The sequence below is a fragment of the Acinetobacter sp. T_3_1 genome, assembly GCF_025377055.1.
Lineage (GTDB): Bacteria > Pseudomonadota > Gammaproteobacteria > Pseudomonadales > Moraxellaceae > Acinetobacter > Acinetobacter kookii.
Genome location: NZ_JACHVD010000001.1, coordinates 468,214 through 480,853 on the forward strand (window position 1 = coordinate 468,214; position 12,640 = coordinate 480,853).

The window sequence follows — 12,640 nt, forward strand, 5'->3', positions numbered from 1 at the left end:
CTCCATTTTAAGCACCCAAAATACGGGTTGCAGATTTCACCATATCCCCCAGACCATGGGTCTTGAAGTAATATTCCATCCAGCTTTTCACCATCAGTGGGTTACTCATTTTTAATACACGTTCCAGCTGTTCCTGGGCATCGGTCATTGGGACATGACAAATGGCTTTACGCACCCGCAAAATATTGCTTGAACTCATCGACAGGGTGTTAAAGCCCATCGCCATCAATAGTACCGCTGCCAATGGGTCGCCAGCCATTTCTCCACAAATGCTCACCGGTTTATCATATTTATGACATTCCTGAACCAAGCGGGTTAAAGCGCGTAAAATAGCCGGATGGAAGTGCGAGTAGACATTGGCAACCCGAGGGTTATTGCGGTCAACCGCCAGTAAATACTGGGTCAAGTCATTTGAACCGACCGAGAAAAAATCTACCAGTTCGGAAAACTCTTCAATCTGTAACAGCACACTCGGAACTTCAACCATAATGCCAATTTTGGGCTTGGTAATTTTGACCTGTTCTTCCTCCTGCACTGCGGTCCAGTCACGGTCCAGCAGATAGAGGGCTTCTTCCACTTCACTGACACTGGTGATCATGGGCAGTAAAATGTGCAGGTTATTCAATCCAATACTGGCTTTGAGCATGGCACGAATCTGGGCAGAAAAAATTTCTGGATGATCCAGGGTAAAACGGATACCGCGCCAGCCCAGCGCCGAGTTTTCTTCTTCAATCGAGAAATACGGTAAATCTTTATCTGCACCAATGTCGAGGGTACGCATCACCACAGGTTTATTGGCAAAGTGGCTGAGTTGCTGGCGGTAAATGGCACGCTGTTCTTCTTCGCCAGGGAAGCGGTCACGCAGCATAAACGGAATTTCAGAGCGGTATAAACCGACGCCTTTGGCACCACGCTGTACGCCGCGAACGACATCAATCATTAAACCCGTATTGACAAACAGTTTGACTGCAACGCCATCTGGGGTGATGGCATCTTTGGTTTCGTATTGCTTTAAGTCTTTCGCCAGCTGTTCTTCTTCTTTCTGGATTTCTTTATAGCGGGTACGCAAACGGCGCGGTGGATTGATAAACACACGTCCCTGATGGGCATCGACAATCATCTCGACATCATCCAGGGTATTGATTGGCAGTTCAGTCACACCGACCACAGTTGGAATGCCCAGGGCACGTGCCACAATCACCATATGTGAATTCATGGCACCTTCGGTAGTGACAATTGCGGCAATTTTATCCACCGGTAATTCAACCAGTGCCGCGGTTGAAATGTCTTCCCCGATCAGAATGCTTTCATCGGTCAGTTCCCGATGGCTGGCATCGGCTTCCTGCAAAAAGGCCAGAATACGACGCCCTAGATCTTTCAGGTCGGACACACGTTCGCGTAAATAGTCATCTTCCATTTGTGCAAACAGGGCAATGTGATTATCAATGACAATACGTACAGCACCCTGTGCCCAGTTCCCATCGCGGATTTCAGCCTTAATTTCAGCAGGCAGGGAGTTTTCATCCAGCATGCGCAAAAACACGCTGAATAAAGCCCGTTCCTCAGCCATTAAGGCATCCTGCATTTTTTCATCCAGTGCCTGAATTTCCTGACGCACGGCATTTAATGCGGCATCCAGAAGAGCCAGTTCTTCACTGATGTCATCTGCTTCGCGATCAGGCACAGCAGCCAGATCGGCAGGCGGATAGAGAATTACGGCACGCCCTAAAGCAATCCCGCCTGAACCGGAAACGCCCTGAAAGGTTTTATAAGCAGGTAAATTGCTTGGCTTGCGGAATACATCAATATTGCCCACGGCATGGGCATGGGCAATCACACCGGACAGCTGGGCACACAGGGTGACCAGGAATGATTCCGCTGCTTCGCTAAAATCTTGCGGTTCCTTATTTTGCACCACCAATACGCCCATCACCTTGCGGCGGTACATGACTGGAACACCCAGGAAGGAATTATAAATTTCCTCGCCGGTTTCCGGCAGGTACATAAAGCGTTCGTGCTTTGGTGCATTATCCAGGTTTACGATTTCTTCGCGTTGTCCCACCAGTCCCACCAGACCTTCGCTGGTATGTAAGGAGACATGTCCCACAGCTTCAGGATTTAACCCTTTAGAAGCCATAAGCAGATAACGCTGGTTTCGTTCATCCAGCAGATAAATGGAGCAGACATCCACGTGCATGGCTTCAGCAACCTGATTGACCATGATGTCGAGTGACTCATGCAAACTGGTGGACGCATTGATTTCTTGCACAATGCGTCTTAAGGTGTCCAGTTGCATATTCGACATAAAATCTGCTCCAAAATAAGTTTAAAACTGTTTTTATTTATAACAACATGCTACTAAAAAATCTGCATTTTCATGCAATTTTTTCGAGCTAGAGCGAGGGTAACTGCTGACACAGTTCCACCATCGCCCTCCGGTATACATCGCGTTTAAAATTCACGACCTGACCCAATGGGTACCAATAACTTACCCATTGCCACTGGTCAAACTCGGGTGGGTCTGACAGGTCCAGCTGAATATGCTTTGCTGGCGCTGTCAGCCGGAGTAAAAACCACTTCTGTTTTTGACCAATACACACCGGGTCCGAATCCGGGCGTATATATCTTTGCGGCAAACGATAACGCAGCCAACCTTTTGTTTGCGCTACAATTTGAACATGTTCGGGCAATAAGCCAACTTCTTCTCTCAGCTCACGATAAAGTGCCTGTTCGGGGGATTCTCCAAACTGGATCCCTCCTTGCGGAAATTGCCAAGCATTGTGTCCAATGCGTTTTGCCCATAAAACTTGTCCAATGTCGTTTGCCAAAATGATCCCGACATTCGGTCGGAAACCTTCTGAGTCGATCATTTGGCTACCTAAATTTTCTGTAATGTATGGCTTTTTGTTCGGGGATTGTTATTTCTATATCCATCTCGAAAAAAAGCACAGATTAAATGTTAAAAATTGCTATGATCTTAACGAATTTCTATCGACTAGCGGAGATAGATTTACAATTTTTTTCTTAAATTTCAGTTTTTACGAGTATTTTCATGAAATTGGCTTTATTTGACCTCGACCACACCCTATTAAATACCGATTCAGATTATTCATGGGGTGAGTTTTTAGTAAACGAAGGTTTAGTCGATCCAATCCGACATCGTCAAATGAATGACAAATTTTATGAGGACTATAAAGCAGGGCAACTTGACCCGATTGCCTATAACGAATTCGTCTTTGAATTTTTAACCCAGCATGACAATGATTATTTGACCGAATTACATGAATTGTTCATGAAAAAAATCATTCGTCCGCAAATGCGTCCCGAAGGTTTTGCTGCCATTCAACGTCACAAGGATGCCGGACACGAGCTGGTGGGAATTACCGCAACTTCGGATTTTATTACCGCACCGATTTTTCACGAGTTTGGTATTACTGAAATTATTGCCACCAATGCAGAAGTGGTGGATGGCAAATATACCGGTAAAGTCATCAACACTGCCTGTTATCAAAAAGGGAAATTGATCCGTCTGGAACAATGGCTGGAAGGGCGCAATATCGAGGAGTCATGGGCGTATTCAGATTCATTCAATGACCGTTTCTTGCTGGAATATGCCGACCATGCCATTGTGGTCAACCCGGATGAGCGTTTAGAGACTTTGGCCAAAGCACAAAACTGGGAAATTCAGGATTGGTCAATTTAGGCAATTTGTTTTGACGGAGGGGGGAGCCTACGGAATAGGGCGGTTCTCTCCACTTTAAACGTGAAAAATAAAAAATGGATTGCACCCAAATCCTTGCATGTTGGAAGAGGGTTGCTACCAAACTGCTGAACCGGATTGAAGGGGTTATATCGACTAAGGGACGATAAAATAAGCCTTACCATGAGTATGCCTTTGCCGTATATTAGAATGAAAGCACAAGGGTAAAAAACAAAATTTATTGTTTGAAATTGAACAAGAACAGGAGATTAAAATGAGCCAAACACGTCCAAGAATGACCAATCTTTTTGAGCAGTTAGGATTAGATTCCAGTGAAGAGGCGATTGCCCTGTTTATTGCTACGCATCAACTCAATGCCCAGACCCAGATTACCGAAGCCGAATATTGGACCGAAGCGCAGCGCCAGTTTTTGGCAGAAAAAATCAAGTCCGATGGTTCATGGGCGATTATTGTTGACCAGTTGAATGAATCGTTGCATGAAGATTCAGTGATCCGATAAAGAGCAAAGCGAAATAAAGCCAATTCTCAGATTGGCTTTATTTTTGTAAAGAATTTACCTGACCCGTTTCCAGAAGGTGACTTGGGACAGGGTGTGTTGATACTTACGCGCGGTTTCACGAATCACAAATGCCACATCCTGAGGTTCATCCAGCATTTCAAAATGCGCTTGCAACAGTTCCGTAATGCCTTGCAGCGTACTAAAGTTTTCCGCATTTTTCTTAAAGCCCCCGAGCCATTCAGCACGTGCAGTATGTTCTTCTAGCCAGGTATAGGGGGAGGCCAGCATTAAAATTCCGCCCATGTTTAAACGTTGATGGATTTCGGCTAAGAAATCTTTGGGATGATGCAGGCGGTCAATTAAATTTGCAGCTAGAATAAAATCATAATTGCTAAAAAGAGGTTTTAAATTGCAGGCATCGGCCTGGAAAAAATCGACTTTATGCGCAAGATGATCTAAGCCCAACTCTTTTAAGTTGCAGGCTTTATATTCCACCAGTTCCCCTTCAATCGGCAGGGTGTAGCGTAGCGTTTCTCCTTGCGCCAGCTGTACCGCCTGCTGAATAAAGCGTGCGGAAAAGTCCAGTCCTGTGACCTGATCAAAATAAGCTGCCAGTTCAAAGCTGGCCCGACCCGTGGCACAACCGATATCCAATGCCTTCTCGGTAGCAATATTCTTAAAATAGGGCTGTGCAAGGTTAATCAGGCTTTGGGCAAAATTGGGCACATTAAAATAGGCTGCGCCGTACTGAAATTCCAGATATTGCGAGATCATCTGGTCCGTTTCATACTGCGATTGAAACTGCTGAAGTTCTTGAGAAGCAGCGACATAGCGGAACCCGGCATGCTGGAAAAAATGCCGGCGGAAAGCATAACGTGAGCTGTGTAAAGCCTCATTGCCGGCAGAAATCCAGGAACCGCCTTTGATTAAATTATGTTGCCCGTCAAAGGTTGGGGTGCTGAAATCATCATAGATAGGATGTACCTGAAAACCGTCAAAAGGGTAAATTGGAGTTTCAGTCCATTGCCAGACATTGCCCTGAATATCAAAAAAATCACCCTGCTGAAAATGATTGACCGGGCAGGGACTGGTTCCATATTTCAGTTCGAGATTGGCCTGTTCAGGACTGGGCAGATCAGGATGCAACCCGGCCACATCATACAGCCGGTACCACTCATCTTCTGTGGGCAAGCGAATGCTTTGGCCGGTTTTCTCGGCTTTCCAGTGACAGAAAGCTTTGGCTTCAAGATAATTCACTTCTACCGGCCAGTCCCAAGGCATGGAAATTTCTTCCAGCATCAAACGCAGTGACCAGCCTGAAGATGTTTTTCGCCAAAAGCTGGGATGCTGGGCTTGAGAAAATTTCAGCCAGGCCTGTCCTTCTGCTGTCCAGTAACGGTCAGAGGCATAACCGCCATCTTCCACAAAACTCAAGAATTCCTGATTGGAAACCAGATATTGTGAAGCCTCAAAAGCAGCCACATCCGCCTGATGCCGGCCATATTCATTGTCCCAGCCATAAAAGTTGCTGTCGAAAGTCTTGTTCAGGTTGACCTGTCCTGTAGGAACAGCAATCAGGGCATTTCCCGGCGCAACTCCAGTCAAAAGCTCGGCACGCCACTGCGGATGGTTGTATACATAGTCCAGCTGCTGCTGGCGAATCAGGACCGAGGAGGTTTCAAGATGAATCCGTTCATGTTCAATGCCCATGAGGATCGACCACCACGGATGGTTCCAGTTCAAAGGTAACGTCAGGGGGGCATGCTCAATCAGATTCAGGACCAGTGTCCGTACCTGGCCACGATAAGCCCGGACTTCTTCTACACTCGGCCAGTCATAATGCTGCTCATTCAGGTCGTCCCAGCTCATTTCATCGACCCCGACAGCAAAAATGCTTTCCAGCTCTGGGTTCAAACGTGCGTGAATCAGTTTGCTCAAAAGCAGTTTATTAATAAAAAAGGTCGCCGTATGACCAAAATAAAAAATCAGCGGATGGCGTAAAGAAATGGGTCGAAGGTAATAGGCTTCATTATTTTTCAGGCAGTCAAACAGCCGTTCATAGCTGTCAAAAGTATTCAGAAAATAATCACGCAAGCCATGCCGTGCCGTGGCTTCATCAGCAAAGTTCAAATCGGGCGTAGGCAGCAAAGAAATTTTAGCGCTTTGCCATAGATTTGGAGCATCGACATCGGCTTTGACTGGGTGTGTTTTAGCCTGGGTTGTTTCAGGTGAATTGGTTATAGATAGGGTTGGTGATGAATCCCTCAGCATAGCCCCATACTCCTTCGAATTCTTTTGCACATTTAAGCCATCGGGCTTTATGTGTTTTATTTAAAAGTACCCGAAAGCTGTGCCGCTATGCTGAGGATTAAGGTAACAAAATGCTGCATCCAGGCAGATGCAGCGCTCAAGCCGGTTTTAGCCGAGATACGTGTTTTGCATCATGGCCACCAATTCCTGTACGGCACGTGACTGGGTGCGCCCCGGATGCCAGACCATGCCCAGTTGACGTTGCATTTGCACATTGATATCCAGCATTTGCAGGTCCTGATTCAGCAGGGTTTTCGGTAATACCGACCATCCCAAACCAATTGAAACCAGCATGCGGATGGATTCCAGCGGATTGTTGCTCATGGTGATTTTCGGTTTAACGCCTTGCTTTTCAAATTCTGCCAAGGTGATTTGCGTAGTATAGGTTTGCGAGGCGGGCAATAGGCTTGGATATTGAATTAAATCTTCCAGACTCAGATGCTTTTTTTGCGCCAGCGGATGAAAAGGTGCCACCACAAAGACCAGCGGATCATTCCAGATGGTCACATAACTCAGGCGTTCATCCCCTTTCGGCGGCAGGGTTAAAAAGGCCAGCTCCAGGTCACCCGCCAGTACCTGTTCATGCGCCTGTTCCGAGTCAACAAAATGCACATCTAAAGTGACGTCAGGAAATTTTTGCACATAATTGCGCAGGTGCTGGGGTAGATGATGCAAACCAATATGATGACTGGTGCCAATTTTCAGTTTGCCTTGCACCTGTTCCTGTTCGTGACTGAGGGTATGGTGAATATCGCCCAGTTCATTGAGCCAGTTTTTCACTTTCGGCAATAAAGAATGTGCAGCATGCGTCGCCTGAACGCCACGACCGGCAGACTCAAACAGTTTCACGCCAAAATATTCTTCCAGGCTATGAATGCGTTTGGTCACAGCAGGCTGGGTAATAAACAATAAATCGGCAGCCATAGAAATAGAACCGGTTTCCATAACTTTAATGAACGCTTCAAAGGCAGCAAGATTCATAAGGAGATATCTGGTTATATGAAAATTAAGTAATTATAAAATATTTTTATACCAAAGGGGCGTTTCATCTTAAAAAAGACCAGAAAAAATGTATGCAGATGTGAACTTAACAGGTAAAAATAAAACATCACCTCATGCAAATGAAGTGATGCTTGTAAAGCGGAAAACAGGAACCCATGATATTTTTATAACCCGGAAATATTTAGATGGCCGCGTTGTTCCTGTTCTGCATTTTCGCCGGTTTGGCTTCCCAGATTTTTTCATGGAAGAAGAACGCGATTGCCTGAATGGTCGGCTCAAGCAAGCTCAAGGTCACTGCCATCCAGATACTTCCTGTGACGAAATAACCGACCAACATGGCAATGGTGATGTGCATAATGTAATAGCTAAAGGTTTTCTTGAACATACGCTGGTTGTTATTCACAAATTTTTGGATATGAGCCATGGGGTGTTCCTCAATCTTTGCCTCGAGATATGGCTAAATGATAATCAGTCTTATTTAATTTGTAAAAACGAACATTTTTATGTTTTTAATCGGTTTTATAAATTATTTGGCTGGTTCAACTGAACAATCAATACAACAACAGGGGAACGGTATCGCCTAGAGAGATATGTCTAGAGATACTTTTCTGGAAGGGTGAACATCATGGATATTAAACACATCAAATACCTTCTTGATATTTTTGAAGAAGCGGTAGAAAAACGCAGTCAGGTCTATGAAATTGCCGATGACGAAGATGATGAAAATCAGGCGGCTGCCCAATGCGGTGCAGCGAAAGCAGAACTCATCCGGGCAATTGAACAGCTGGTAGAAGCGAAACAAAAACCGTCGGGTTAAATTCAGCATGGGTACTCCCTGCAGGCAGCTTTAAAACCTTTAATTTGTTGAGCATGAGCATAAGGAGATTGCCGTCTGGTTTAAAAACTGAAGGGATGAAATTTTGCCAAAATGCAGGGTTTAAATACGGTCAAAATTAATTCCAAAAAGTTTTTAAACTAATAAAAATGATAAATTAGATTTATGTAAATACGTGGTTATAATCGAAGTTAATGAAAGCATTACCCAGTTCTATGGAGCGCGTCGACATGGCAGGCAATACCCCAAAAGCAAAGACTTTATACGATAAATTGTGGGATGACCATTTAGTAAAACAACGCGATGATGGCTCAGCCTTACTTTATATCGACCGTCATTTATTACATGAAGTAACTTCGCCCCAAGCTTTTGAAGGTTTGCAGCTGGCAGGTCGTAAACCTTGGCGTTTAAGTGCCAATGTGGCCACGCCAGACCATAACGTACCCACCTCAAAAACCGAGCGTGAGCAGGGTATTGCTGGTATTGAAGATGACACTTCGCGTATCCAGGTACAGACCCTGGATGACAACTGTAAAATCTTCAATATTGTTGAATTTGATATTAACGATATTCGCCAAGGGATCGCGCACGTGGTTGGACCTGAGCAAGGTTTGACTTTGCCGGGCATGACAGTGGTGTGTGGTGACTCGCATACGGCAACTCACGGTGCATTTGGCTGTTTGGCGCACGGTATCGGGACTTCAGAAGTTGAACATGTATTGGCAACCCAGTGCCTGGTTCAAAAGAAAATGAAGAACATGTTGGTGCGTGTTGATGGCAAATTGGGCCAGGGCGTTACACCAAAAGATGTGGTATTGGCGATTATCGGTAAAATTGGCACTGCAGGCGGTACTGGTCACGCGATTGAATTTGGCGGTCAGGTGTTCCGTGACATGTCGATTGAAGGTCGTATGACCGTGTGCAACATGGCGATTGAAGCCGGTGCCCGTGTCGGTATGGTCGCTGTGGATGACAAAACCATTGAATACGTGAAAGGCCGCAACTATGCACCGAAAGGTGAGCAGTGGGATGCCGCTGTTGCCTACTGGAATACCTTGCACTCTGATGAAGGCGCGCATTTCGATACTGTGGTGGTGTTGCAGGGTGAAGAGATTGAACCGCAAGTTTCTTGGGGGACTTCTCCTGAAATGGTGATTCCGGTGTCCCAAGCAGTTCCAACCTTGGAACAGGCCAAAGATGACGTGCAACGCAATGACTGGACCCGTGCTTATCAATATATGGGTTTAAATGCCGGTCAGGCATTGGCAGACATTCAGTTAGACCGCGTATTTATCGGTTCTTGCACCAACTCGCGTATTGAAGATATTCGTGCTGCTGCTGAAGTGATTAAAGGCCGTAAAGTGGCTGCTTCAATTAAACAGGCCATGGTGGTTCCGGGTTCTGGTTTGGTGAAACAGCAGGCTGAAGCTGAAGGCTTGGATAAAGTATTCTTGGATGCAGGTTTTGAATGGCGTGAACCGGGCTGTTCAATGTGCTTGGCCATGAATGCTGACAAATTGCAACCGGGCGAGCACTGTGCCTCAACTTCTAACCGTAACTTCGAAGGTCGTCAGGGCAATGGCGGTCGTACGCACTTGGTGAGTCCTGCGATGGCAGCTGCTGCAGCGATTGCCGGTCATTTTGTTGACGTACGTACGTTCTAGTTTAAGCCCTCATCCCAACCTTCTTCCTGAGCCATATCATGGCGCAAGAGAAGGAGTTCCCTCTCATTGTAGGAGAGGGTTAGGGAGAGGTTACGGATTTATTGGGAAATAAACATGAAAAAATATACCGTTGAACAAGGTATCGTTGCACCATTAGACCGTGCCAATGTCGATACAGATTTAATTATTCCAAAACAGTTTTTGAAATCGATCAAACGTACCGGTTTTGGTGAAAACTTATTTGATGAATTGCGTTATCTGGATGAAGGCTATCCAGGTCAGGACAACTCAAAACGTCCTAAGAATCCAGATTTCGTCTTGAACCAGCCGCGTTATCAAGGTGCGACAGTTTTAATTTCACGTGCCAACTTTGGTTGCGGTTCAAGCCGTGAGCATGCGCCATGGGCGTTGAACGAATACGGTTTCCGTACCGTGATTGCACCAAGCTATGCCGACATTTTCTTTAATAACAGCTTTAAAAATGGCATGTTGCCGGTGATCTTGTCTGAAGAAATCGTCGATCAGTTATTTAAAGAATGTGCGGCAACTGAAGGCTACCAGTTAACCATCGACCTGGAAGCGCAGGAAGTACGTACGCCATCGGGTGAGAGCTTTAAATTTGAAGTCGATCCGTTCCGCAAACACTGCCTGTTGAATGGTCTGGATGATATTGGCTTAACTTTACAGGCTGCGGATGATATTCGTGCCTATGAAGAAAAGACCAAACAGTCACGTCCTTGGGTATTTCAGGAAATTCATGGTTAATTACTTGAATTTTCAGCGCTAGTAGTATCCAGGCCTAACTCTTGCTAATATCGGATCCATAAAAATATTTAGTTGGCTTTAATTGGTGAGGGTTGGGCTCGAACAATGACAAAAGTTTATGGTCAGCTTGCTGTACTGGGTCTTGTGGCCGCATTTTTAAGTGCATGCCAAAGCATTGATACAGTACGGATTAAACATGTAAAAGAAACTGAAAGTAGTAAAACGAATGCCTTGATTTACTGTGCGGGTACTGCAAACTGTGAATTTGAACGTTTAAATAAAATTCAAATTATTGATGCAGCCCAGCGCCGTGTAAATAGTGCTGCGGTTGAATCGGGTATTTTACGTTTACAGGCAAACTCCTTAAGTCAGCCGAATGCGTTATATCTTTCAATCCCTCCGGGGCAACATGAAGTGGTGATCCGCTTTTATCCGATTTCCAGGGATCGTGCCGAAATCCTTCATGTTTTTCACCAGTTTAAGCCGAAGCAGCGTTACATTTTTAAAATGTACCGTGAACGCAACAAACAGCAGGGCAGCTTGCTGAATGTATCTGCACCTGAACCCTTGTGTGTAGATCTCCTGCAAGAACACAAGACAATCCGACGTTTCTGCAGACCCTACAATGCCTTGACCGGTCTGGGTGAGTTTGTGGAAAAGAAAATTTAAAATCCCGTCGATGGAATGCATCGACTTCATAAATGGAAACACTCATGTCAAAACATATTTTGATTTTACCAGGTGATGGTATTGGTCCTGAAATCGTAAAAGCAGCTGAACAGGTGCTTGCACGCGTGAATGAAAAATTTAATCTGGGTTTGACTTGGGAACAGGGTTTATTGGGTGGTGCAGCGATTGATGCGCATGGCGAACCGTACCCAGCAGTAACTTCTGAACAGGCGAAAAAAGCCGATGCCATTTTATTGGGGGCGGTCGGTGGTCCAAAATGGGATACGATTGAACGTTCAATCCGTCCAGAGCGCGGCTTATTAAAATTACGTAGCGAACTCAATTTATTCGCAAACTTGCGTCCAGCAATTCTTTATCCGCAACTTGCCGGTGCTTCAAGCTTGAAACCTGAAATCGTATCAGGCCTAGATATCCTGATTGTTCGTGAACTCACCGGGGGTATCTACTTCGGTCAGCCACGTGGTATCCGTGAACTGGAAAATGGTGAAAAACAGGGTTTCAACACTGATGTATATGCAGAGTCAGAAATCAAACGTATTGCGAAAGTGGCATTTGAAATGGCGAAACTTCGTGGTGCTAAAGTCTGCTCAGTCGATAAAGCCAACGTCCTTGAAGTGACTGAATTGTGGAAGCAAACCGTAACCCAGTTACATGCTGAACAATATCCAGAAATTAACCTGTCGCACATGTATGTCGACAATGCTGCAATGCAGCTGGTACGTGCGCCTAAGCAGTTTGACGTGATTGTAACCGGCAACCTGTTCGGTGACATCCTGTCTGATGAAGCAGCGATGCTGACCGGTTCGATCGGCATGTTGCCATCTGCATCACTGGATGAAAACGGTAAAGGTATGTATGAGCCATGTCATGGTTCAGCACCTGACATCGCAGGCCAAAACATTGCCAACCCGTTAGCGACCATTCTTTCTGTGGCGATGATGCTGCGTTATACCTTCCGTGAAGAAGCTGCAGCGCAAGCCATTGAAGATGCGGTAGGCAATGTACTGGATCAAGGTTTACGTACTGGCGACATCATGTCAGAAGGCAATACTCAGGTAGGTACGGTTGAAATGGGCCAGGCCGTGGTTACTGCATTGAATTAAGTTCGCCTGACAGAAAAAACGCAGCCATGAGCTGCGTTTTTTTATGGCCTT

General features: G+C 45.6%; 12 protein-coding genes. 7 read left to right on the forward strand and 5 right to left on the reverse strand.

Features of this window, described 5'->3' with window-relative positions:
• Positions 1–7: 7 nt before the first annotated feature.
• Together ptsP and H4I94_RS02085 are read right to left on the reverse strand one after the other, a co-directional pair.
• The gene (gene ptsP, locus H4I94_RS02080) at positions 8–2,305 is read right to left on the reverse strand and encodes a phosphoenolpyruvate--protein phosphotransferase (RefSeq protein WP_131272871.1); all 2,298 of its coding nucleotides are present in this window, start codon (positions 2,303–2,305) and stop codon (positions 8–10) included.
• A gap of 88 nt (positions 2,306–2,393) precedes the next feature.
• Complete coding sequence (locus tag H4I94_RS02085; RefSeq protein WP_086195300.1) at positions 2,394–2,870, reverse strand: RNA pyrophosphohydrolase; 477 nt, start codon at positions 2,868–2,870, stop codon at positions 2,394–2,396.
• A gap of 182 nt (positions 2,871–3,052) precedes the next feature.
• Here H4I94_RS02085 and H4I94_RS02090 point away from each other — a divergent pair, with 182 nt between their 5' ends.
• Both H4I94_RS02090 and H4I94_RS02095 read left to right on the forward strand, forming a co-directional pair.
• Positions 3,053–3,703 carry an HAD family hydrolase gene (locus H4I94_RS02090; protein ID WP_261181229.1) on the forward strand — a complete coding sequence of 217 codons (651 nt, stop codon included), beginning with the start codon at positions 3,053–3,055 and terminating at the stop codon, positions 3,701–3,703.
• A 271-nt stretch (positions 3,704–3,974) separates the two neighbouring features.
• Positions 3,975–4,220: a DUF2789 family protein gene (locus H4I94_RS02095; protein ID WP_092819081.1), complete on the forward strand. Its 246-nt coding sequence runs from the start codon at positions 3,975–3,977 to the stop codon at positions 4,218–4,220.
• Between the two features lie 54 nt (positions 4,221–4,274).
• On the opposite strand, the gene ovoA is transcribed toward H4I94_RS02095, so the two are convergent.
• The 3 genes from ovoA to H4I94_RS02110 form a co-directional block, all read right to left on the reverse strand.
• Positions 4,275–6,491, reverse strand: coding sequence for a 5-histidylcysteine sulfoxide synthase (ovoA, locus tag H4I94_RS02100; protein ID WP_261181230.1), 2,217 nt, complete (start codon positions 6,489–6,491; stop codon positions 4,275–4,277).
• Between the two features lie 147 nt (positions 6,492–6,638).
• Positions 6,639–7,511: a LysR family transcriptional regulator gene (locus tag H4I94_RS02105; RefSeq protein ID WP_261181231.1), complete on the reverse strand. Its 873-nt coding sequence runs from the start codon at positions 7,509–7,511 to the stop codon at positions 6,639–6,641.
• Between the two features lie 202 nt (positions 7,512–7,713).
• Positions 7,714–7,956 carry a DUF2061 domain-containing protein gene (locus tag H4I94_RS02110; protein WP_261181232.1) on the reverse strand — a complete coding sequence of 81 codons (243 nt, stop codon included), beginning with the start codon at positions 7,954–7,956 and terminating at the stop codon, positions 7,714–7,716.
• A gap of 201 nt (positions 7,957–8,157) precedes the next feature.
• Here H4I94_RS02110 and H4I94_RS02115 point away from each other — a divergent pair, with 201 nt between their 5' ends.
• From H4I94_RS02115 to leuB, 5 genes are all read left to right on the forward strand, one after another.
• Positions 8,158–8,349, forward strand: a complete 192-nt coding sequence (locus H4I94_RS02115; RefSeq protein ID WP_261181233.1) for a hypothetical protein — start codon at positions 8,158–8,160, stop codon at positions 8,347–8,349.
• A gap of 248 nt (positions 8,350–8,597) precedes the next feature.
• On the forward strand, positions 8,598–10,031 hold the full coding sequence (leuC, locus tag H4I94_RS02120) for a 3-isopropylmalate dehydratase large subunit (RefSeq protein ID WP_261181234.1): 1,434 nt from the start codon (positions 8,598–8,600) through the stop codon (positions 10,029–10,031).
• A 114-nt stretch (positions 10,032–10,145) separates the two neighbouring features.
• Positions 10,146–10,796, forward strand: a complete 651-nt coding sequence (leuD, locus tag H4I94_RS02125; protein ID WP_092819075.1) for a 3-isopropylmalate dehydratase small subunit — start codon at positions 10,146–10,148, stop codon at positions 10,794–10,796.
• A gap of 105 nt (positions 10,797–10,901) precedes the next feature.
• Positions 10,902–11,465, forward strand: coding sequence for a hypothetical protein (locus H4I94_RS02130; protein WP_131272867.1), 564 nt, complete (start codon positions 10,902–10,904; stop codon positions 11,463–11,465).
• Between the two features lie 44 nt (positions 11,466–11,509).
• Complete coding sequence (leuB, locus tag H4I94_RS02135; RefSeq protein WP_261181235.1) at positions 11,510–12,589, forward strand: 3-isopropylmalate dehydrogenase; 1,080 nt, start codon at positions 11,510–11,512, stop codon at positions 12,587–12,589.
• The last annotated feature ends 51 nt before the right edge of the window (positions 12,590–12,640 follow it).